We start from the raw sequence: 22587 nt of genomic DNA on the forward strand, positions 1-22587 counted from the left end.
ATGCAATTTCGTCGTCAGGTAAAAGCGGAAGAGAGCGTGAACCTCACGCCTCTGATTGATGTGGTCTTTTTACTACTGATCTTTTTTATGGTCTCCACGACCTTTACCAAAGAGACGCATCTAAAAGTAGATCTGCCCGAAGCGGTTGGCGATAAGCAACCCGCTGCGGCCTCAAAAATCGAAGTGGTGGTTGGCCCTCAGGGTGGTTATGCCATTAATGGAAAATCTCTGGTAAATAGCCAGGTGGATACGCTGCGTCGTGCAGTCGAAGAGTTGTCATCCGGGGACAATAGTATTCCGTTTATTATTACCGGTGATTCAAAAGCACCGTATCAGTCTGTGGTCACGGTTATGGACCTTGCAGGACAAATGGGATTTGCCAAGTTAAGCATGACAACACGTATGCCTTCGGACAGTGAAGACAGTGGTGAAAAATAATTGGTATGTCATTCAGATCCGCAATAGAAAAACGTTGGTACGCTAAAAAGCCGGGAGTATTAAGCGCGCTTGCCCCCCTGGAGTTTCTCTACGAAGGCGTGAGCCGTATACGACGAGCCCGGTTAGAGAGCAAGCAAACGCCATTAAGTGTGCCAGTTGTGGTGGTCGGTAATATTACGGTTGGCGGCACAGGTAAAACACCGTTAATTATTGCGCTGATCAAACATCTGCAAAAAAATGGTTTTCACCCCGGCGTAGTGTCTCGCGGTTATGGTCGAAATAGTCAATACGAAAACAGTGTTCACTGTGTCGGTTCATTATCGACTCCGGCCGAAGCTGGGGACGAACCTATTTTGATTTTTCATCAGACCAGTTGCCCTGTGGCAGTTGCGGATGATCGTCTTGATGCAGCACAGAGATTAATCGAGAATTTCTCCTGTGATGTTATTCTGAGTGATGACGGCTTACAGCATTACCGCTTGCCGAGAGATATGGAAATTGCCGTCATTGATGGACGACGTACATTTGGTAACGAGCACTTATTACCTGTAGGCCCTTTGCGTGAGCCGGTTGAGCGCTTAAATGAAGTGGATTGCATTATCGTGAATGGTGATGTGAGTAAACTCACGGTGGGCAGTCTGGTTAAAAAATCTGTTCAGGTTGCAGTTAAACCTGTTGGTTTGTGTGATGTTAAATCGTCAACGCGTTTACCCATTGATGCTATCTCTGATGCCCAAGACCCGATTGCGATTTCAGGTATTGGTAATCCGGATAAGTTTTTTTCCACGCTAAAAGGTTTATCCGTTAAGTTTGAAACTCAGGTGTTTGACGATCACCATAATTATGTTTTGGACGATATCACCCAATTTGTTGGTCGTGACGTCATTATGACTTCGAAAGATGCGGTTAAAATCCAACAGTTAATAAAAGAAAATCCGAATAATGACAAGCTGACAAATACGGGCTTATGGTATTTGGATATTCAATTGGATATCCCCGACGCTTTTCTGGATGCCTTTGTCAATTCTGTTCGAAAACTTTTTCAACAGAAAAAAACTGCAATAAAAAAATAAAATTCCTTGCTTATGAAGTACACCGTTATTATTCCTGCACGTTTTCAGTCGTCCCGGTTGCCTGGCAAACCTCTGGCAGATATCGCCGGCAAACCGATGATTCAACGTGTATATGAAAGTGCCAGCGCCAGTGATGCAGAACAAATTATTGTGGCCACGGATAATCAAAAAGTATTCGATACTGTCAAAGGTTTTGGTGGTGAAGTCTGTATGACATCGGAAACTCATGAGTCTGGAACCGATAGACTGCAGGAAGTGGCGGCGCAATATCATTTCGATGAAGAACATATCGTGGTGAATGTGCAAGGGGATGAACCGCTCATTCCTGCGGCGGTTATTAATCAAGTGGCCCGAAATCTTGATTCAAACCCTGATGTTAGCGCCGCAACTTTGTCTGAATCTATTACCAATAAAACAGTGTTGTTTGATCCAAACTGCGTAAAAGTTGTTGCAGATAAAAATGGCCGTGCCTGCTATTTTTCCCGTGCGCCGATTCCCTGGGTTCGGGATGCCTTTGCCGAAGGCGCAGAATCATTACCGGACAGTCCATTATTTCAGCGGCATATTGGTATATATGCTTATCGTGTTGGAATGCTAAATCGATTCGTTCAATGGCCTATTGGTGGTTTGGAAAGTCTGGAAAAATTAGAGCAGCTGCGCATTCTTGAAAATGGTGAAAACATTCATGTTCAGGAAGCTTGCGAAGTGGTACCTGGTGGTGTGGATACACCAGAAGATTTAATTCGAATTCAAGCCGAGTTTGGTGTGTAGTGGTATGCAGAAAATACACGTACTATTTGTTTGTTTAGGTAATATATGCCGCTCGCCTACGGCCCATGGCGTTTTTCAGCAATTGGTTGATGACAGTGGTTTAACAGATTATTTTGATATTGATTCTGCTGGTACATCGGGCTGGCATATTGGTAAAAAACCGGACTCCAGAACAATGGTTGCAGCCAAAAAACGAGGCTATGATTTATCTGCCCTTCGTGGTCGTCAAGTCGACGTTGATGATTTTGAAAAATACGATTACATTTTGGCGATGGACGAAAGCAATCTAAAGGACTTACAAGTATTACAGCCTTCCCATTATTCTGGTGTATTAACCCTTTTTCTTAATTACTTTCCTGAAAGCAGTTATAACGAAGTTCCAGACCCTTATTATGGTGGTGATAAAGGCTTTGATACGGTTTTGGATTTGGTAGAGGCCGCTTCTCAAGGCTTGTTGACAACAATTCGTAACGAGAAAAATCTTTAATGCAATTTGTTGCGGATGTTGATTTAACTACTAAAAACACGCTGGCTGTTCCGTCCCGTTGTGATTGGTTTTGTGCACCTGAAAATATGGATGATATTTTTGAGGCCATTGGCTGGGCAAAAAAGCGCGCACAAAAAATCAATATATTAGGTGGGGGCAGTAATCTGTTACTCGCAGAAAAAATTTCCGGCCTCGTTATTCAGCCGAAAATAAAAGGCATTGATATTCTTGCGGAAGAATATGGGGATGTGCTTATTCGGGTAGGGGCTGGGGAGATTTGGGAAGACTTGGTGAATTGGGCAGAGCAAAATAGCCTGTCTGGTATTGAAAACCTGACTTTGATTCCTGGTACTGTCGGTGCAGCACCTATTCAGAATATTGGTGCATACGGTTGTGAATTAAAAGATGTTTTTGAGCAACTGACGGCAATTAATCTTGAGTCGGGTGCCGTGGATATCTTTGATCGCGAAGGATGCAGATTTGCATATCGTGAAAGTATTTTTAAACGAGAGTTGGATCAGAAGTATATTATCACTCATGTTGTTCTTCGTTTGAGTCGATCTCCGAAGCTAAACCTGTCATATCCAGCGTTAGCAAATGCTTTTGTTGACAGGGATATTTCGCAGATTGGGTCAAAAGAGGTGTTATCTGCGATAAGGCAGATACGGCAAACTAAGCTGCCTGACCCGAAGGTAATTCCTAATGCTGGTAGTTTCTTTCAAAACCCGGTAATTAGTCAGTTGCAGTATGAACAGTTAAAGGCCGAATACCCGTTAATGCCTTGTTACCACCAACCGAATCGGCAGGTTAAAATACCAGCTGGTTGGTTGATTGAGCAGGCAGGTTGGCGCGGAAGGCAAAAAAATGGAATTAAAATCCACGAAAGGCAGGCGTTGGTTCTCACAAATCCAGAAGGCTGCTCGGTCGATGTTATTTATTCTGTTGCCAGGCAAATACAGTCAGATGTTCAAGGGTTATTCTCGATTCATTTAGACATCGAGCCTAGGTATATATCCTAAAAAGTGGGTTTTATCCTCTTTACGAATACGCTTTATCCCACATGCTTCGGGATAAGTTATTCCGATCTATACTAGAAAAGTATGTTTATTACCAATTAATAATGTAATATTAAAGTTTCAACTCGATTGGAAGAAATCGAGATCAAACAATTATAAAAACAATATTTAAAAAAACATCTCACAGGTAGAGGTAATCTAGTGACTAACATACTTGTCGCTGACGATCACGATTTAGTACGGATGGGCATCGTTCGCATGCTATCCGACGTGGACGGCTTCAATGTTGTCGGAGAGGCAAAAACGGGCGAGGAAGCCGTTAATCTGGCAAGGGAGCTTAAACCGTGCATCGTCTTAATGGACGTAAAAATGCCCGGAATAGGTGGCTTAGAGGCCACACGAAAAGTATTGAATGCCAGTGATAAAACTAAGGTTATTGCTGTCACCGCACTTTCTGACGAAATGTTCCCCGAGCGTCTTATGAAAGCGGGGGCATCTGGCTACGTGACTAAGGGCGCCGGCTTTGACGAAATAATTGATGCGATTAAAACGGTGTTGGCAGGCAAACTCTATATGAGTTCGGAGATTGCACAGCAGCTAGCGCTGAAGAACTTTTCCGGTACCAAAAGCGAAGCGTCACCCTTTGAAATGCTGTCCGAAAGAGAGCTGCAAACGGCGATCATGATCGCTAATGGCCAGAAGGTACAACAAATTGCTGATTCATTTTGCGTCAGTCCGAAAACAGTAAACAGTTATCGATATCGTATTTTCGATAAGCTTAAAATTAACTCTGACGTTGAGCTGGCGCTCTTGGCGGTCAAATATAAAATTCTGGATGTAGAAAATTTGTCTTAGATGGCACCAACACGAGCTGACATAGCATTCGACTCTGAATCCTTCCTTAAAAATCTTACCAAGCAGCCTGGCGTATATCAGATGTACGACCAGGCTGGCGATATTTTGTACGTTGGTAAAGCAAAAAACCTGAAGAACAGGGTGTCCAGTTATTTTCGCAGTTCTGGCTTAAACGCCAAGACGCAGGCCTTGGTAAAACGGATTCATTCCATTGAGATTACCGTTGCTCCCAGCGAAGCGGAAGCTTTGGTGCTTGAACATAACTTGATCAAAAGTCAAAAGCCTCCATTCAATATTTTACTTCGCGACGATAAATCCTTCCCCTATATTTTCATGTCTGAAGGTGAAGATTATCCAAGATTGGCGTTTCACCGTGGTGCCAAGCGGAAAAAAGGTAAGTACTTCGGGCCGTTTCCCAACGCCGGTGCGGTGCGAGACAGTTTGAATTTTTTGCAAAAGACTTTTGGTGTTCGTCAGTGTGAAGACAGTGTTTATCAAAACCGAACGCGTCCTTGTCTCTTGTACCAAATCAACCGTTGCTCTGGTCCTTGTGTCGAAAAAATTAGTCAGGAGGACTACCACAGCGATCTGGAAAATACGCGTTTGTTTCTGGAGGGAAAAAGCGATCAACTGCATCAACGTCTGGTGCAGAAAATGGAAAAGGCTTCTGATAACCTGAATTTTGAAAAGGCTGCGGTGTATCGCGACCAGATTACGGCTCTGAGGCAGGTTCAGGCCCAGCAGGTAATTGAAGCCGGTGGTGGGAATATGGACGTTATTACGGCCTACTCAGAGGCAGGGCTATCCTGCGTTCATCTGCTTTATGTTCGACATGGTCGAATAATTGGCAGCAAAAGCTATTTTCCAAAAGATAAGTTATCCAGTAGTGAGGCGGAAGTATTGAGCGCATTTGTTGCTCATCATTATTTGGGGCATTCAGCAATGGATACGCCGCCCAATATTGTCTTAGGGTATGATCTGGAAGACCGTACCTCCCTAGAAGAGGCGATTTCCAAATCCTTGGATAGGCCAGTAAAAATTACATCGAATGTTCGAACGTACAAAGCAAAATGGCTGGCGATGGCGAATGAAGCGGCGCGTCAGAACTTGAAAAACTTGCTGAACAACAGGCAAACTCTTCTCGATCGTTTCGAATCTTTGCAGGATGCCTTGGACTTGGACGACATGCCTGGTCGTATTGAGTGTTTTGATATCAGCCACAGCAGTGGTGAAAACACGGTCGCGAGTTGTGTGGTATTCGACATTAATGGTGCAGTGAAGTCGGACTATCGTCGGTTTAATATTGAAGGTATTACCGGTGGTGATGATTATGCCGCTATGAAGCAGGCGATCACCCGACGATATACACGTTTGCAGAAGGAAGCCAAACCATTACCGGAAGTGTTATTTATCGACGGTGGGCGAGGACAGCTAAACATGGCAAAGTCAGTGCTCGATGAACTCGGTATTGCAGATATTCTGACCATAGGCATTGCCAAAGGGGTAACGCGGAAGCCGGGAATGGAAACCCTGATCTTTACGGATGGCCAGGAAAAACATCTGGAAGGAGACCACAGTGGCTTACACCTTATCCAGCAAATTCGTGATGAAGCCCATAGATTTGCCATTACAGGGCATAAACAACAACGAGATCGTAAAAGAAAAACCTCAACGTTGGAACAAATTCCCGGTGTTGGAGCCAAAAGACGACGAGAACTCTTAAAACACTTCGGCGGTTTGCAGGAAGTGATGAAGGCTAATGCTGATGATCTCACAAAAGTTAATGGTATTAGTAAAAAAATGGCTATGGATATTTACAGCGCACTTCACAGTGAGTAACGTGCGCGTTCAGAAATGCTAAAGGTAGATCCCCCCCGAATGTTTAACATCGCAAACCAACTTACATTAGTGAGAATATTCTTCATTCCGTTGCTTGTGGTGATTTATTACTCAGACCTTCAATATCGTTACTTCTTATGCGGAGCCTTATTTGGCCTAGCCGGTATCACCGACTACCTGGATGGCCATATTGCGCGAAAATATGACTTGGCGACGCCGTTTGGCGCCTTTCTTGACCCTGTAGCAGACAAACTAATGGTGGCGGTGGCTTTGGCATTGTTAATCGAAAGCTATCACGATGTCTGGTTTACCTTGCCGGCAATCGTCATCATAAGCCGAGAGATTGTGATCTCGGCCCTCAGAGAGTGGATGGCTGAACTTGGGAAGAGAGCGAGCGTCTCGGTGTCCATGATCGGTAAAGTGAAAACCACATTGCAAATAATCGCAATTGTTGTCCTGCTGACGTTTGAATCGGATAGCTACCCACTTTTCAGTCAGGCTGGTTACGTAGCACTCTACCTTGCTGCAATTTTAACCTTGTGGTCGATGATGGTGTATCTGAAAGCCGCATGGCCGACCCTATCTGGGAAAAATTAGTTCTTTTTCAGTGATTTAGCAAAAATAGAGTTGAATAAAACGTAAGGATTCCTATACAATTCGCACCCCTTAAAGGCGCTACAGCAAAGCCCAATATTATTGAAATAGGGTACTGGATTTGAACGCAATCTGGTAACGGCTAAGCTCCCAAGAGTAAACTTGATAAATCACACATAGGCGCGATAGCAAAGCCCCGGTTTTATAAATAGGGCACTGGATTGTTCACAATCCAATAACAGCGAAGCGTCCAAGAGTAAACTTGGTAAATCATAAATAGGCGCGATAGCAAAGCGGTTATGCACTGGATTGCAAATCCACGTAGCCCGGTTCGACTCCGGGTCGCGCCTCCACTTTCTCTCTCACAGAGAAATTAGCGTAAAGCTAACCCCATTTGCCCGGGTGGTGGAATTGGTAGACACAGGAGACTTAAAATCTCCCGACTTAATAAGTCGTGCCGGTTCAAGTCCGGCCCCGGGCACCAATAGAAAAAAAGTTATCAAAAAAATAATTACAATAGTTTTTGTCTATATTTTAAGTTATTGATTCCCCTCGTTTTTCTTCAAAAGACCTACGATCTGCCAGTCTATTTAGCATTGGAAAAGACGCGTTTTTTTACACCCATTACTCGCGTTTTACTCACGATTACTCGCGCGTAGCCTTTGGCTTTTCCGATATTCCTTACTTTATCGAGTTTCGACATCAAATCATCCCGGGTCTCCATGAAAGTGTACTTTCAACGCCTGCTAAAAGATCGAGAAACGGCGAAAGTAGCAATTTTCCGGACGTTTTTCTTCGTAGAAGAATAGCGAAATTAGCTAGCCTGAAAAAACATTAGGCGTCATTTGGGTGTAATGCGTGTCGATTGATGCTTCCGTGAAAGAGCAGTTATTGTGCGAATACATTGATGCATCTTATATTAGACCTAACTCAAATTTTGCATCGTTGTAATGATAATTGTTCCGTAAACTTCTAACGTGTTTTGGTGGGGCTGTGAGGCGGAATTGTTGAGTTTGGGGGGAAAAATAAAGCGTAAGAAAAAATCGATTATTTGGGGAGCTTCGAAGGTCGGTTAACGACACAAAGCCGTCATTCAAGATAATCCAGTTTCAAAACGACTGAGCAGTAAAAGCAGACATTAATTTTTATAAACGCACATAAACAGATACAGTCAAAATAGCTATATCCGATCCATTGGACTTACCGTACCGGCTCTTCGTGATCCAATAACATGAGTATATATTTCTGTCGTCCGTAAATCCGAATGCCCCAATAGATCCTGGACGGTGCGAATATCTGTGCCGCTTAACAATAAGTTTGTCGCAAAACTATGTCGAAAAGTATGGGCTGTCACACGCTTGTGAATACCCGATTTTCTTACGGCAAGTCTCAGTTGTTTAGAATAGGCCGTATCATGAATATGGTGACGACACTCATACCCGTCATATGGGTGCACACACCGAGTGGTAGACGGAAATAAGTATTGCCATGAAAACTGTGATAAAGAGTGCTGATACTTTCGAAACAAAGCCGAAGGCACCGAAGAAAGGCCAAATCCCTCGGACAGATCAATAGCGTGAATGGATTTCACTTTTTCTATCTGTTTTTGAATTGGATCGATCAGAGATGTCGGAAGCAATGTGTATCTGTCTTTCTGTCCTTTTCCCCGAAAAACAAAAAGTGATTTGTTGTCAAAGTCGATGTCTTTAATTCTGAGTCTCAGCGCCTCATTCACTCTTAGTCCGCAACCATAAAGGATCGCAGTAATAAGCCAATACTTACCTGATAAGCAAGAAAGGACTCCATTGACTTCCTTGTGAGATAAGACCGTGGGTAAATTTCTTGGGCGTTTCGCATACCCATAATTTAATCCTTCAATCTCCTGGTTTATTACATGCCGATACATGAACACGAGGGCACATAGGGCTTGGTTTTGAGTGGCGGCAGACACACGGCGAGTGGTGGCCAAATAGTTTAAAAACCGTTCAATTTCTGGATTTCCCATATCTTTAGGATGTTTCTTGTTGTGGAAATGAATAAAAAATCGAACCCAGTAAAGATACGTTTTTTCGGTTTTCAAACTGTAATGGCGGGTACGTAGTTCAGTTCGAATACGCTCAAGAAAGGGAGAGGGTTTCATAATCGTTTCAATCCATTGATATGTATGTATATACAGTTATATTGAAAAATAGACATTTTTTCAAGAATGGGGTCTAATGAGAAACGAAAATGAATTCTGTGTTTTTCCAGGCGTTAGAAAGTAAGTTGTTGAAAACCAAGGAAAAACTGTCTCCTCATTGAGTGCATAGAAGACCCGGAAAGGTCTGTTATGTACTCAGGCAGCTTTTCCCCGGCCAAGCGCCTTTCTCAACCTAGCTTTCAGCTTGTTAACTCATTGAATTTAAATAAGAAATTTTACCGGTGAGAATCGTTCTTATCCGGGTATATACGGAATTCCGTATAATATACTGATACACGGCCTCGCTCGCTGCGCGACCTCGGCCATGTATCGGGTCGGTGCTCAATTTTTTGTCGCAGATAGTCGTCCGCGCAGCGCGATTAATTGAAAAAGAATTAATTTTAAACTAAGAAGTGGTTGGCGAGAATAGGCGAGCGCGTCCGCCTATCAATCTGCTCCAAAAGTTCACCCCTGCGGGGCGACATTGAGCACCGACCCGTTAGATGTTCAATAAATCGTATGGTGCATATGGATTGGAAATTATTAATTGCAGTCACCTCCTTGCCGGTAGTTTTCGGAGTGCTAATTGATACTTGGATGACTGCAGGGCAAAAAGACAAGCTCTATGATCGTCTTTGTTTATGGTTTTTAAAAATCGAAGATACTACTTTGCCTAATCTCCCAAAAGTTATGGCTTCAAGTAGTGTTGGCTTTGTTCATGGCATTCTGGGAACAAAATGGGTTAGCAAGAGATCATTATTAATTATGATGCTTGGAAGCACATTTATTACTTCTGCGGCTATAATCTCTGGCGCAATACTGAGCAAAGGATCAATTCTGGAAGGTCTCGACAAGTCATTTGAATTTGTATCATATTTCCATATTTTGCTTCCAGTTAACTACGTCTTTGATGGTTTAACGTTTATTATTACGGTAAGTGTGCTTGTTAAACTAACAAAAAACATAAATTTATTTTCTATCTTGGTTGTACTGTTCGATATTGCTCTCGCATTTCTGTTTGGAGTCCTTTGTTTGTCGTTCTCGGGTGCGTTTATTGACCATAATATTACCAATGACTTTGCAGGATTCTTTGAAGATTTTTATTTTAATATTCCGAGATATTGGGATCGGATTGTTGGATTTTTCATCGCAATTCTTTCGTGGGATTTTTCAGAAACTCGAGAACCGGAAGCAATGTTATATGGATCCACGACTTTATTGCCCACCATTGGGTATTTTTTGTTTTTTTACTTCCTGATTTTCGCAAGGTTTATTTTATGGATTGGAAGATTATTTGCGGTGCAATGGATACAGGTAGCAACAGAGAATCTACCGAAGGAAGATTCCTCTAAATTTAAGCCGTTTACGTTAATTGGGTTGGCTTTTAGCGGTATGCTCGGAGTAATAAAGATTGCACAAGAAATCATCATCTAACAAGGCAAATGCACTCGGACAGTTTAAAGCGCCGCTCCTCGTTCCTCGTCGCTCTGCTTTAAACTGCCGGTGATTTGCGGCGATACACGGCCTCGCTCGCTACGCGACCTCGGCCATGTATCGGGTCGGTGCTCAATTTTTTGTCGCAGATAGTTGTCCGCGCAGTGCTATAAATTGAGTAAGAATTAATTTTAAACTAAGAAGTGGTTGGCAAGAATAGGCAAGCGCGTCCGCCTATCAATCTGCTCCAAAAGTTCACCCCTGCGGGGTGACATTGAGCACCGACCCGTTATGCTCACCTAAATTCGTAATTTATGAACAAAAAAATATTTTTGGATCCTGATGGGACCAATGAGAGCTACATAGGTATTATCTTTGAGCGTCAAACTGGTGTTACATATAGCCAGCAATGTGGTGGTACTGATTGTGTAGTGTTAGAAGTGGAGGGCTACTATATTCCGCTTGGTGGTTCAAAAGTTAATTTCGAAGATGGTTTGGTTGGTGTAGAAGAGCTAACCGAAGTATTTCATAGAGGGTCTCATTGTTTGTGTGGTGGGGAGCCAGCTTCGGAGAGTTGGCCGACTCAGCTACCAGCAGATAGATTGAAGAAATTAGAGGAAATACTGGAGTCAATTCCGTATTGGAGTGAGGACGAATTAACGCAAAGTACGACTAGAGAGCCGCTTAAGTTATATTACTCCGATAAAAGAGAAAGGAAGCATCAAATTATGGAAGCTTGGGTTCCTGTGCAAACTAAGGATGGAATTGGCTATTTGGTTTGGCAAAATTGTGACTAAAAGCATAACACCTATATGACCGAACCTGTCAAAGATCAATAGGAACCCAAAACGCTCGCCCACATAGCAAGAGTTAATAAAAATAATTCGACCACTGACAATCATTTCCCATTTGGATTGATGACTGTACCAAACACCTATTGAGAGTCCGCGCCTAAGTTTTCTTAGGCGTGCTTTGGCTTTGCCAAAGCGCTACTAGAAACATATTGGTTACCCTTAATCTGGCGGTTCAAAAAATCGGGCTTGCATAGGCATCCAGTTATACACTTGCTCAGATAAGGGGCAGTCAAATTCATTGTCAGGAGAGTAGCGTGTCCTGTCTAATCAAGGCAGAAGGGGTTGGCTTATATCAATCAGGCAAACAACAAGCTCAAGGCTTAAACAGATGATTTTGCCTCTGGATTTTTAAGCACTACACCACCAGTTATACACACAAGCTCAGACACGCTACTCAAAACCTATGCTGTTCGAAAGAAATAGTTCATATCAAACACATCGTTTCGTTTCATCATAAAGTAAACGGCACGTCCAAGTTTATGTGCGAGAATAGAAAGCGCTTTTCCCTTGCCAAATTTCTTCGTTAATTTGTCCAAATACTTTTTCGCAGGATCGTTGCCTCGAATAAATAATGCCGCCGCTTCTGAAAAGGCCCATTTTAAGTGGCCATTACCTATTCTCGAACCCGAGGTGCCTAGTTTTTTACCCGCTGACTCTTTGCTGCACTTGACTAACCGAGAGTAAGAACAAAAGGTTTGTACCGTTGGGAATCGGTCAATAGAAAGCACTTCATACATAATGGTGAGGGCTAACACATCACCAATGCCAGGTACGGTTTTTAACCGATACAGCATTCTTCCATCATAGTGTTTTGCATGTTTAATAATGTAGTTTTCCAGTCGGTTAATTTGATCATGAATATGATCCATAACGGCGATATCCGTTTCCACATTAAGTCGAACCGATGGGTTTTGAAAATGATCGGCGATGCCTTCACGGTTGCCTTTGTGAACAATATTCTTCTCAAAGGGCGTTAAGTTGTACTGGTAATTGGTGATGGAGATATGACTTTGAATTTCACTCTTAATCCGTACCAAATGCGCACGTCGGCGCATCAAGTCCCGAATAGGACGAAGTTCGGCTGGATAGGCATAGGCGAGCGGGAAGTCACCTCCACGCATAATACGGGCGATTTTCTCAGAATCCTTTTTGTCGTTCTTGGTTTTACCACCGTGTATGCAGCGCATATACAGAGCGTGCCCCAGAATAAACTCAATGCCTTCTTTGGCACATAAATCAGCTAACCAATACCAGGAAAACATACACTCAACACCGACAACGATATCGTTTCTGTAAGGGGAGAGAAGCTTAAGAAATGTCTTGCCATGAGTTGGTATGTTCTTATGAATCAATATGTTAGCATCGGAATCAAGAATACAGACATACATGGTTTTGGTATGCAAATCGATTCCACAGTAATATTGGTGGGATTTGGTATAAAATCTCATGTGATGGTCTCCTTCTTTGAGAACTTACTTTTGGCGATTTAAGTTTAGAAGGTACCCCCGTTGGTATCTTTAGGAGGAGGTCATCAATAAGTATCAAGTCAAAGCACGCGGACTTGGTAAAGCTGTCACCTTTTTTGTACCAAAAAAGCCGCCAACTTCACCACTCCGGTGTTTGAGGCGGTACACGGCCTCGCTCGCTGCGCGACCTCGGCCATGTATCGGGTCGGTGCTCAATTTTTTGTCGCAGATAGTTGTCTGCGCAGTGCGATTAATTGAGAGAGAATTAATTTTAAAGTAAGACGTGGTTGGCAAGAATAGGCGAGCGCGTCCGCCTATCAATCTGCTCCAAAAGTTCACCCCTGCGGGATGACATTGAGCACCGACCCGTTAGGCAAACTAATAGGAAGATAGATAATGACTGATAATAATGAACTAAAAGGACTAGGTGGCTGGTTGGTCTTGGTAGGGATTGGAGTTGTAATAAGTCCGTTCAGGTTGCTTGCTACGTTTGTTCCGACTTACAAGCCAATCTTTGAAGATGGAACTTGGGAAGCTTTAACTACGGTAGGATCTGAAGCGTATACCCCATATTTTGGTTCGCTGTTAATAGGTGAAATCGCATTTAATACTATAATGGTTGCCGCTTCTGTATATCTAATATATCTGTTCTTTTCAAAGCACTATCTTTTCCCCAAACTATATATAGGCATTGTAGCGGCATCCCTAATATTTATTCCTCTGGACGCTTGGATTGTAACCAAAGTATTTCCTGGTGAGCCCATGTTCGATCCGGAAACAACAAAAGAATTTATGAGATCATTGATTGCCAGTGTCATTTGGGTTCCTTACATGCTTGTTTCAAAAAGAGTCCAAGCAACATTCGTAGAAAGTATGCCTAACACCTATATGACCGAACCTGTCAAAGATCAATAGGAACCCAAAACGCTCGCCCACATAGCAAGAGTTAATAAAAATAATTCGACCACTGACAATCATTTCCCATTTGGATTGATGACTGTACCAAACACCTATTGAGAGTCCGCGCCTAAGTTTTCTTAGGCGTGCTTTGGCTTTGCCAAAGCGCTACTAGAAACATATTGGTTACCCTTAATCTGGCGGTTCAAAAAATCGGGCTTGCATAGGCATCCAGTTATACACTTGCTCAGATAAGGGGCAGTCAAATTCATTGTCAGGAGAGTAGCGTGTCCTGTCTAATCAAGGCAGAAGGGGTTGGCTTATATCAATCAGGCAAACAACAAGCTCAAGGCTTAAACAGATGATTTTGCCTCTGGATTTTTAAGCACTACACCACCAGTTATACACACAAGCTCAGACACGCTACTCAAAACCTATGCTGTTCGAAAGAAATAGTTCATATCAAACACATCGTTTCGTTTCATCATAAAGTAAACGGCACGTCCAAGTTTATGTGCGAGAATAGAAAGCGCTTTTCCCTTGCCAAATTTCTTCGTTAATTTGTCCAAATACTTTTTCGCAGGATCGTTGCCTCGAATAAATAATGCCGCCGCTTCTGAAAAGGCCCATTTTAAGTGGCCATTACCTATTCTCGAACCCGAGGTGCCTAGTTTTTTACCCGCTGACTCTTTGCTGCACTTGACTAACCGAGAGTAAGAACAAAAGGTTTGTACCGTTGGGAATCGGTCAATAGAAAGCACTTCATACATAATGGTGAGGGCTAACACATCACCAATGCCAGGTACGGTTTTTAACCGATACAGCATTCTTCCATCATAGTGTTTTGCATGTTTAATAATGTAGTTTTCCAGTCGGTTAATTTGATCATGAATATGATCCATAACGGCGATATCCGTTTCCACATTAAGTCGAACCGATGGGTTTTGAAAATGATCGGCGATGCCTTCACGGTTGCCTTTGTGAACAATATTCTTCTCAAAGGGCGTTAAGTTGTACTGGTAATTGGTGATGGAGATATGACTTTGAATTTCACTCTTAATCCGTACCAAATGCGCACGTCGGCGCATCAAGTCCCGAATAGGACGAAGTTCGGCTGGATAGGCATAGGCGAGCGGGAAGTCACCTCCACGCATAATACGGGCGATTTTCTCAGAATCCTTTTTGTCGTTCTTGGTTTTACCACCGTGTATGCAGCGCATATACAGAGCGTGCCCCAGAATAAACTCAATGCCTTCTTTGGCACATAAATCAGCTAACCAATACCAGGAAAACATACACTCAACACCGACAACGATATCGTTTCTGTAAGGGGAGAGAAGCTTAAGAAATGTCTTGCCATGAGTTGGTATGTTCTTATGAATCAATATGTTAGCATCGGAATCAAGAATACAGACATACATGGTTTTGGTATGCAAATCGATTCCACAGTAATATTGGTGGGATTTGGTATAAAATCTCATGTGATGGTCTCCTTCTTTGAGAACTTACTTTTGGCGATTTAAGTTTAGAAGGTACCCCCGTTGGTATCTTTAGGAGGAGGTCATCAATAAGTATCAAGCAAATGCAGCCGACCGCCGAAAGCGTCGGCTGATTTGGGCGATACACGGCCTCGCTCGCTGCGCGACCTCGGCCATGTATCGGGTCGGTGCTCAATTTTTTGTCGCAGATAGTCGTCCGCGCAGCGCGATTAATTGAAAAAGAATTAATTTTAAACTAAGAAGTGGTTGGCGAGAATAGGCGAGCGCGTCCGCCTATCAATCTGCTCCAAAAGTTCACCCCTGCGGGGCGACATTGAGCACCGACCCGTTAGCTGTCTGAAACTGAGTTAGATATTGAGGTGATGGTATTTACATACTGATATTTGTTCTGTCATTAGTTGTAGTTGTCATAAGTGTTTATGCATCTTGTATAGAGGGCAATATCGTTCATATGGAAAATGGTAGGGAGCCTAATGCTGGCGTATCGCTGGTGGGTTATATTGTATTTCCGGTATTTTTCCTTGGCCTCGCTTATGTGGGCAATCTTATATTCAATGATTTGGGTTGGTATATAGTATTCGGTTTGTTTAGCGTAATTTTTCTGCATGCTGTATTCACTATCCCTAAGGCCATTAAAAAACACAATGAACTACTTAAAAATAGAGAAAGCAGCTAACAAATCAATTAATGGCGCCTCACGGCTGGACCTCCGCAAGCGAGCTTGCTCCGGCCCATTATTGAGGCGATACACGGCCTCGCTCGCTGCGCGACCTCGGCCATGTATCGGGTCGGTGCTCAATTTTTTGTCGCAGATAGTTGTCCGCGCAGTGCTATAAATTGAGTAAGAATTAATTTTAAACTAAGAAGTGGTTGGCGAGAATAGGCGAGCGCGTCCGCCTATCAATCTGCTCCAAAAGTTCACCCCTGCGGGGTGACATTGAGCACCGACCCGTTATGCACCTGGAATATGAAGAAAGAGTCAGAAGAAAAATATTTTTACTCGCACGGCTATAGCCTAGAAAATATTGGCTCTATGGCCGCTTGTACTTTTGGATCTGCGGTACTATTTCATGAATATCTAGAAAATTCACAGTTATGGGTATTAGTACTCGCAATATTGTGTTCTGGATTGGCGTTGTTTACTATAGATTTAGTGGTTACAAAAGTGTCAATTTATGCTGATAATATTTATCTTTATATTAAACCAATTCAGCCTATAACATTTAAAAAGAGATATAGGTTTAGGAGGTCTGATATAAAGCGAAGTAGAGTTGATACGTCCAAGGAAAACACTAGATATGGGCCGGTTGTGACATATACAGTAGTGCTTCTAACAAAAGATGGTAAACGGCACAATGTACTTATACCTCGAAATAAAAAAGAAGCAATTCGAATTAAGAAAGAACTATCTAGGTGGCGTCATGCATAACAAGCGCCAGCAAGCCGATATTTATTCCGGGGTTTGCTTTTTGTTCGCTTCGCTTTTAACAAAAATCAATCCCCTCCATAAATACGGTTGTGGCGGGCGATACACGGCCTCGCTCGCTGCGCGACCTCGGCCATGTATCGGGTCGGTGCTCAATTTTTTGTCGCAGATAGTTGTCCGCGCAGTGCGATTAATTGGGTAAGAATTAAATTTTATTTATGAAGTGGTTGGCAAGAATAGGCGAGCGCGTCCGCCTATCAATCTGCTCCAAAAGTTCACCCCTGCGGGGTGACATTGAGCACCGACCCGTTATGTGGTAAGGAAGCTAAGGTCTAATGAGAGAAATTAACTTAAACGTATCGGTATCCTCAGTCTTGGGAATAATATTTGCAATAGTGAATATACTGTACGTTTGGCTGTTTACATACCCTGGAGTGGCTGCCACTTTAATTAGGTGTGTCGGGGCGGTGGTAATGTTGCTGTTCCCGTGGGTGTGGGGTTTTGCCGTGGCGAGGTTTTCTATGTCTCATCCTGCGCAAGAAAATACAGTTGTTGTGGCGGCTTGGTTAATATTGGCTTATGAAACACTATTTAATTTTGTTATTGCCTCTCCATAATGAGGTGTAAATGCACACATAACAAGGTGCTCAAACCGATGCCAAACACTCCTCACCTTTTGTGTTTCGCTTCGCTCAGTGTTACACAAAAGGTGCTCCGTGCTTGTCACGGTTTAGCAAGGCGATACACGGCCTCGCTCGCTGCGCGACCTCGGCCATGCATCGGGTCGGTGCTCAATTTTTTGTCGCAGATAGTTGTCCGCGCAGTGCGATTAATTGAGAGAAAATTAATTTTAAGCTAAGCAGTGGTTGGCAAGAATAGGCGAGCGCGTCCGCCTATCAATCTGCTCCAAAAGTTCACCCCTACGGGGTGACATTGAGCACCGACCCGTTATGCCTCCATGAGAATAATCTGTGTTTAGTCAATTACTTGGATATAGTTTCTTAACCTGGATTGCATGGCTGGTTTTATCAGTGGTCTTACCTTATTGTTCGAATTTCAAAGGTTTCGTTGTTGGGTATCTGCTAATAATTTTAAGTATTCCAGTATTAGATGTAATTTGGATTCAAAGTGAAATGGGAAGGCCCGGTTGGGAGGGGAATCCTGATATGGATGTTATCTTTTATCTCGGCGTGCTTTTTAGAACTGCTCTTGTTTGTGCAGTACTTACGCCAATTACAGTCGCAGTAATGCTGATTAAGAAAAGGGCAGTAAAGTAAAGTGCATAACAAGTTTGTCAATGATCGCCCTTCGGGCTGGACCTCCACAAGCGAAGCTTGTTCCGGCCCATTACAAAGGCGATACACGGCCTCGCTCGCTGCGCGACCTCGGCCATGAATCGGGTCGGTGCTCAATTTTTTGTCGCAGATAGTTGTCCGCGCAGTGCTATAAATTGAGTAAGAATTAAATTTAAATTATGAAGTGGTTGGCAAGAATAGGCGAGCGCGTCCGCCTATCAATCAGCTCCAAAAGTTCACCCCTTGGGGTGACATTGAGCACCGACCCGTTAGGCACTTGGTATGCACAAGAAAGATATTGCAGTTGGTTACGCATGCTTGGAGTGTAAAAAGGTCTTTAAGAAGCATAAGTATACTCAAGATAAGTTTGGTAACTGGGAACCTATAGAATACGAGGTGGTTTGCCCACAGTGTTCCGCGATAATGTATGAAACGGGCTCGGCTTTCAAAGCCCCCAAAGTTTCAGACATAAAGGCTTGGTCAAAACTGAGGCCATTATTTGAAAGTGGTTATAAATTTAGCCCTGATTTTGGTAGTCCATTCGAAGAGCTGTCAGTCGTAAAAAAAGCTCTTGCTAATGTTCCAAAATCAGAATTTCAGAAACCGGCGAGAAAAAGGTCAAAGAATGCCTAACACCTATATGACCGAACCTGTCAAAGATCAATAGGAACCCAAAACGCTCGCCCACATAGCAAGAGTTAATAAAAATAATTCGACCACTGACAATCATTTCCCATTTGGATTGATGACTGTACCAAACACCTATTGAGAGTCCGCGCCTAAGTTTTCTTAGGCGTGCTTTGGCTTTGCCAAAGCGCTACTAGAAACATATTGGTTACCCTTAATCTGGCGGTTCAAAAAATCGGGCTTGCATAGGCATCCAGTTATACACTTGCTCAGATAAGGGGCAGTCAAATTCATTGTCAGGAGAGTAGCGTGTCCTGTCTAATCAAGGCAGAAGGGGTTGGCTTATATCAATCAGGCAAACAACAAGCTCAAGGCTTAAACAGATGATTTTGCCTCTGGATTTTTAAGCACTACACCACCAGTTATACACACAAGCTCAGACACGCTACTCAAAACCTATGCTGTTCGAAAGAAATAGTTCATATCAAACACATCGTTTCGTTTCATCATAAAGTAAACGGCACGTCCAAGTTTATGTGCGAGAATAGAAAGCGCTTTTCCCTTGCCAAATTTCTTCGTTAATTTGTCCAAATACTTTTTCGCAGGATCGTTGCCTCGAATAAATAATGCCGCCGCTTCTGAAAAGGCCCATTTTAAGTGGCCATTACCTATTCTCGAACCCGAGGTGCCTAGTTTTTTACCCGCTGACTCTTTGCTGCACTTGACTAACCGAGAGTAAGAACAAAAGGTTTGTACCGTTGGGAATCGGTCAATAGAAAGCACTTCATACATAATGGTGAGGGCTAACACATCACCAATGCCAGGTACGGTTTTTAACCGATACAGCATTCTTCCATCATAGTGTTTTGCATGTTTAATAATGTAGTTTTCCAGTCGGTTAATTTGATCATGAATATGATCCATAACGGCGATATCCGTTTCCACATTAAGTCGAACCGATGGGTTTTGAAAATGATCGGCGATGCCTTCACGGTTGCCTTTGTGAACAATATTCTTCTCAAAGGGCGTTAAGTTGTACTGGTAATTGGTGATGGAGATATGACTTTGAATTTCACTCTTAATCCGTACCAAATGCGCACGTCGGCGCATCAAGTCCCGAATAGGACGAAGTTCGGCTGGATAGGCATAGGCGAGCGGGAAGTCACCTCCACGCATAATACGGGCGATTTTCTCAGAATCCTTTTTGTCGTTCTTGGTTTTACCACCGTGTATGCAGCGCATATACAGAGCGTGCCCCAGAATAAACTCAATGCCTTCTTTGGCACATAAATCAGCTAACCAATACCAGGAAAACATACACTCAACACCGACAACGATATCGTTTCTGTAAGGGGAGAGAAGCTTAAGAAATGTCTTGCCATGAGTTGGTATGTTCTTATGAATCAATATGTTAGCATCGGAATCAAGAATACAGACATACATGGTTTTGGTATGCAAATCGATTCCACAGTAATATTGGTGGGATTTGGTATAAAATCTCATGTGATGGTCTCCTTCTTTGAGAACTTACTTTTGGCGATTTAAGTTTAGAAGGTACCCCCGTTGGTATCTTTAGGAGGAGGTCATCAATAAGTATCAAGTCAAAGCACGCGGACTTGGTAAAGCTGTCACCTTTTTTGTACCAAAAAAGCCGCCAACTTCACCACTCCGGTGTTTGAGGCGGTACACGGCCTCGCTCGCTGCGCGACCTCGGCCATGTATCGGGTCGGTGCTCAATTTTTTGTCGCAGATAGTTGTCTGCGCAGTGCGATTAATTGAGAGAGAATTAATTTTAAAGTAAGACGTGGTTGGCAAGAATAGGCGAGCGCGTCCGCCTATTAATCTGCTCCAAAAGTTCACCCCTGCGGGGTGATATTGAGCATCGACCCGTTAAGGCGCAAGTATGCCGGAAAGTATAGAATTCATTATCAAGTTGATTTTTGTGGCTGTAGGGATTGTTGGTGGTTTGTACTCTTTATATTCCATACTGTTGTCTCAAGCCGCTAATTCGTGGAGTACTGTCTCAGGAAAAATTGAATTTCATGGTGTTGAGGAGTCACGAGACAGTGATGGTGACTTGATGTATGAGGCAAAAGTTGAATATTCCTATGAATTTCGAGGTAGAAGATATACTGGCAAAAGAATAGGGTTTGGGCTTGGTTCCTGGAATATCAAATGGTTGGTGTGGTCAGCATATAGAGAGGCTACGAAAATGGCTCCTCGTGCCACAGTATTTGTAAACCCGAGAAACCCAAAGCTAGCCACTTTATTAAAGGGTATTAAATCATTTCATGTTGTGAATGTTCTATTTTTTACGGGGTGGAATATAGTGGTGTATAAAGTCTTAACAAGCGGGTCAATCTGACTCCGTAAAGCATAGTTCGCTTCGCTCACAAACTATGCTTTACTGCGCAAATTACCCGAGCGTTAGGATTATTAGGAGGAGCTAATGAGTAGCGGTGTAAAAGTTGCAATAGGTTTTCTTTTGTTTATTCTTTCGGGTATTTTTCTATTTATGATTGGTGCAGATAATATTGAGGAAACTAGAAAGCCAACTCTATACTTATTCCCTGCAATTCCCGCAATAATCGCCTTGCCTATACTTCTGTCGGGTTTGTTTTGGAAAATTGACGGTCAGCTTAAACATGTAATTATTAAGAAGGCAACACCGAAAAATCTATTTATAGGCATGGGGATTGTAATTGTCAGCATCAGCATACTCTACCTATTCTATAATGTTTTACATATTGCACCACTTCTCGTGGTTATTGGTTCACTCATAGGTGTTCCTGTTGGTGTTATTATAATGGGTAACGTTTATTCTGAAGCGTGTGCAAACTGCCACAGTATCCTTTCGAATAAAAGCAAAATACTGAAAGAGGTTGATTTTCGGGAAGACCTACCGCCTAATTCGGAGTTCAAAGAAAATGATGTTTTAAGCTTCTCTTATTGCCCTATGTGTAATAGTTTTGTGAAAATAAAATGTGGAAAAAATGTACACCTTTCTGAGGGTGACAAAGCTAATAAAATTCACGCTTATTTGGTTGAAGGAAATTATGAAAAATCCTAACAAAAACAATCAGGCGACGCAAAAAGCGCGCGCCTGTTGTTGGCGATACACGGCCTCGCTCGCTGCGCGACCTCGGCCATGTATCGGGTCGGTGCTCAATTTTTTGTCGCAGATAGTCGTCCGCGCAGCGCGATTAATTGAAAAAGAATTAATTTTAAACTAAGAAGTGGTTGGCGAGAATAGGCGAGCGCGTCCGCCTATCAATCTGCTCCAAAAGTTCACCCCTGCGGGGCGACATTGAGCACCGACCCGTTAACTTTAAATATGAATAAAGTACTGATATTAGTTTTGTTTTTACCAATAACGGTACTCGCTACCAAGGTGGCTCCATACTACCCAAAGGAGGCTCTAGAGGCCTGCGTAGAAGGGTATGCAGTTCTCTCTTTTGAGGTTCCTAGTGAAGGAATTGTATCGAATATCCAAGTTGTGGAGTCATATCCAGAAGGAGTGTTCGGCGAAGCGGCTATAAAAAATCTCGAAAAATCAGTTTCAGTGTATGCAAATAAAGAAGCTGTTGGTAAAAGGCATGAAGAGAAATTTACCTTTGAAATAGAGGGTGAGTGTGAGTAGGAAAAAGTTAACAAGGCGCCCAAGCAAGGACAAATACTCCGAGGCTTCGCCACTCCGTATTTGCCGCTTGGCATGGCGATACACGGCCTCGCTCGCTGCGCGACCTCGGCCATGAATCGGGTCGGTGCTCAATTTTTTGTCGCAGATAGTTGTCCGCGCAGTGCTATAAATTGAGTAAGAATTAAATTTAAATTATG

Annotated in this window: 22 protein-coding genes and 2 tRNA genes; 20 read left to right on the top strand and 4 right to left on the bottom strand. The window is 43.0% G+C overall.

Features of this window, described 5'->3' with window-relative positions:
• The 10 genes from P5V12_RS08740 (at nucleotide 1) to P5V12_RS08785 (ending at nucleotide 7557) form a co-directional block, all read left to right on the top strand.
• Nucleotides 1–438, top strand: coding sequence for a biopolymer transporter ExbD (locus tag P5V12_RS08740; RefSeq protein WP_316956972.1), 438 nt, complete (start codon nucleotides 1–3; stop codon nucleotides 436–438).
• 5 nt (nucleotides 439–443) lie between these two features.
• Nucleotides 444–1511 carry a tetraacyldisaccharide 4'-kinase gene (gene lpxK / locus P5V12_RS08745; protein WP_316956973.1) on the top strand — a complete coding sequence of 356 codons (1068 nt, stop codon included), beginning with the start codon at nucleotides 444–446 and terminating at the stop codon, nucleotides 1509–1511.
• 12 nt (nucleotides 1512–1523) lie between these two features.
• Nucleotides 1524–2282, top strand: a complete 759-nt coding sequence (kdsB, locus tag P5V12_RS08750) for a 3-deoxy-manno-octulosonate cytidylyltransferase (RefSeq protein WP_316956974.1) — start codon at nucleotides 1524–1526, stop codon at nucleotides 2280–2282.
• Nucleotides 2283–2286: 4 nt separating this feature from the next.
• Nucleotides 2287–2769, top strand: a complete 483-nt coding sequence (locus tag P5V12_RS08755; RefSeq protein WP_316956975.1) for a low molecular weight protein-tyrosine-phosphatase — start codon at nucleotides 2287–2289, stop codon at nucleotides 2767–2769.
• On the top strand, nucleotides 2769–3788 hold the full coding sequence (gene murB / locus P5V12_RS08760) for a UDP-N-acetylmuramate dehydrogenase (RefSeq protein ID WP_316956976.1): 1020 nt from the start codon (nucleotides 2769–2771) through the stop codon (nucleotides 3786–3788). The genes P5V12_RS08755 and murB overlap by 1 nt, the downstream gene beginning before the upstream one ends.
• Nucleotides 3789–3986: 198 nt before the next feature.
• Nucleotides 3987–4640 carry a UvrY/SirA/GacA family response regulator transcription factor gene (gene uvrY / locus P5V12_RS08765; protein ID WP_316956977.1) on the top strand — a complete coding sequence of 218 codons (654 nt, stop codon included), beginning with the start codon at nucleotides 3987–3989 and terminating at the stop codon, nucleotides 4638–4640.
• Nucleotides 4641–6479 carry an excinuclease ABC subunit UvrC gene (gene uvrC / locus P5V12_RS08770; protein ID WP_316956978.1) on the top strand — a complete coding sequence of 613 codons (1839 nt, stop codon included), beginning with the start codon at nucleotides 4641–4643 and terminating at the stop codon, nucleotides 6477–6479.
• A gap of 39 nt (nucleotides 6480–6518) precedes the next feature.
• Nucleotides 6519–7076 (top strand): CDP-diacylglycerol--glycerol-3-phosphate 3-phosphatidyltransferase, encoded by a 558-nt coding sequence (gene pgsA / locus P5V12_RS08775; RefSeq protein ID WP_316956979.1) that lies wholly within the window; start codon nucleotides 6519–6521, stop codon nucleotides 7074–7076.
• A 276-nt stretch (nucleotides 7077–7352) separates the two neighbouring features.
• Nucleotides 7353–7426: transfer RNA gene (locus P5V12_RS08780), tRNA-Cys, on the top strand.
• 43 nt (nucleotides 7427–7469) lie between these two features.
• Nucleotides 7470–7557: transfer RNA gene (locus tag P5V12_RS08785), tRNA-Leu, on the top strand.
• 696 nt (nucleotides 7558–8253) lie between these two features.
• On the opposite strand, the gene P5V12_RS08790 is transcribed toward P5V12_RS08785, so the two are convergent.
• On the bottom strand, nucleotides 8254–9213 hold the full coding sequence (locus P5V12_RS08790) for an integron integrase (RefSeq protein WP_316956980.1): 960 nt from the start codon (nucleotides 9211–9213) through the stop codon (nucleotides 8254–8256).
• 567 nt (nucleotides 9214–9780) lie between these two features.
• Between P5V12_RS08790 and P5V12_RS08795 the strand changes: the two genes are divergently transcribed.
• Both P5V12_RS08795 and P5V12_RS08800 read left to right on the top strand, forming a co-directional pair.
• Nucleotides 9781–10686 carry a hypothetical protein gene (locus P5V12_RS08795; RefSeq protein ID WP_316956981.1) on the top strand — a complete coding sequence of 302 codons (906 nt, stop codon included), beginning with the start codon at nucleotides 9781–9783 and terminating at the stop codon, nucleotides 10684–10686.
• 314 nt (nucleotides 10687–11000) lie between these two features.
• On the top strand, nucleotides 11001–11483 hold the full coding sequence (locus tag P5V12_RS08800) for a DUF6210 family protein (RefSeq protein WP_316956982.1): 483 nt from the start codon (nucleotides 11001–11003) through the stop codon (nucleotides 11481–11483).
• A 458-nt stretch (nucleotides 11484–11941) separates the two neighbouring features.
• Here the strand turns inward: P5V12_RS08800 and P5V12_RS08805 are convergent, their stop codons facing one another.
• Nucleotides 11942–12988, bottom strand: a complete 1047-nt coding sequence (locus P5V12_RS08805; RefSeq protein ID WP_316954766.1) for an IS110 family transposase — start codon at nucleotides 12986–12988, stop codon at nucleotides 11942–11944.
• A 414-nt stretch (nucleotides 12989–13402) separates the two neighbouring features.
• On the opposite strand from P5V12_RS08805, the gene P5V12_RS08810 reads away from it, so the two are divergent.
• A complete protein-coding gene (locus tag P5V12_RS08810) occupies nucleotides 13403–13921 on the top strand; it encodes a DUF2569 domain-containing protein (RefSeq protein WP_316956983.1) in 519 nt (172 codons plus the stop codon).
• 416 nt (nucleotides 13922–14337) lie between these two features.
• Here P5V12_RS08810 and P5V12_RS08815 read toward each other — a convergent pair whose 3' ends face one another.
• Entirely contained in the window at nucleotides 14338–15384 is a 1047-nt protein-coding gene (locus P5V12_RS08815) for an IS110 family transposase (protein ID WP_316954766.1), read from the bottom strand.
• 469 nt (nucleotides 15385–15853) lie between these two features.
• Between P5V12_RS08815 and P5V12_RS08820 the strand changes: the two genes are divergently transcribed.
• The 4 genes from P5V12_RS08820 to P5V12_RS08835 all read left to right on the top strand — a co-directional run bounded on the left by P5V12_RS08820 (nucleotide 15854) and on the right by P5V12_RS08835 (nucleotide 18756).
• Nucleotides 15854–16078, top strand: a complete 225-nt coding sequence (locus P5V12_RS08820) for a hypothetical protein (RefSeq protein ID WP_316956984.1) — start codon at nucleotides 15854–15856, stop codon at nucleotides 16076–16078.
• Nucleotides 16079–16369: 291 nt separating this feature from the next.
• Entirely contained in the window at nucleotides 16370–16831 is a 462-nt protein-coding gene (locus P5V12_RS08825; protein WP_316956985.1) for a hypothetical protein, read from the top strand.
• 968 nt (nucleotides 16832–17799) lie between these two features.
• Nucleotides 17800–18105, top strand: coding sequence for a hypothetical protein (locus P5V12_RS08830; RefSeq protein WP_316956986.1), 306 nt, complete (start codon nucleotides 17800–17802; stop codon nucleotides 18103–18105).
• A 300-nt stretch (nucleotides 18106–18405) separates the two neighbouring features.
• Entirely contained in the window at nucleotides 18406–18756 is a 351-nt protein-coding gene (locus P5V12_RS08835) for a hypothetical protein (protein ID WP_316956987.1), read from the top strand.
• Between the two features lie 450 nt (nucleotides 18757–19206).
• On the opposite strand, the gene P5V12_RS08840 is transcribed toward P5V12_RS08835, so the two are convergent.
• A complete protein-coding gene (locus P5V12_RS08840) occupies nucleotides 19207–20253 on the bottom strand; it encodes an IS110 family transposase (protein WP_316954766.1) in 1047 nt (348 codons plus the stop codon).
• A gap of 400 nt (nucleotides 20254–20653) precedes the next feature.
• On the opposite strand from P5V12_RS08840, the gene P5V12_RS08845 reads away from it, so the two are divergent.
• From P5V12_RS08845 to P5V12_RS08855, 3 genes are all read left to right on the top strand, one after another.
• Nucleotides 20654–21115: a DUF3592 domain-containing protein gene (locus P5V12_RS08845; RefSeq protein ID WP_316956988.1), complete on the top strand. Its 462-nt coding sequence runs from the start codon at nucleotides 20654–20656 to the stop codon at nucleotides 21113–21115.
• An 84-nt stretch (nucleotides 21116–21199) separates the two neighbouring features.
• On the top strand, nucleotides 21200–21820 hold the full coding sequence (locus tag P5V12_RS08850) for a hypothetical protein (protein WP_316956989.1): 621 nt from the start codon (nucleotides 21200–21202) through the stop codon (nucleotides 21818–21820).
• A 264-nt stretch (nucleotides 21821–22084) separates the two neighbouring features.
• Nucleotides 22085–22390: a TonB family protein gene (locus P5V12_RS08855; RefSeq protein ID WP_316956990.1), complete on the top strand. Its 306-nt coding sequence runs from the start codon at nucleotides 22085–22087 to the stop codon at nucleotides 22388–22390.
• The last annotated feature ends 197 nt before the right edge of the window (nucleotides 22391–22587 follow it).

Source organism: Teredinibacter sp. KSP-S5-2, assembly GCF_032773895.1.
Classification (GTDB): Bacteria; Pseudomonadota; Gammaproteobacteria; order Pseudomonadales; family Cellvibrionaceae.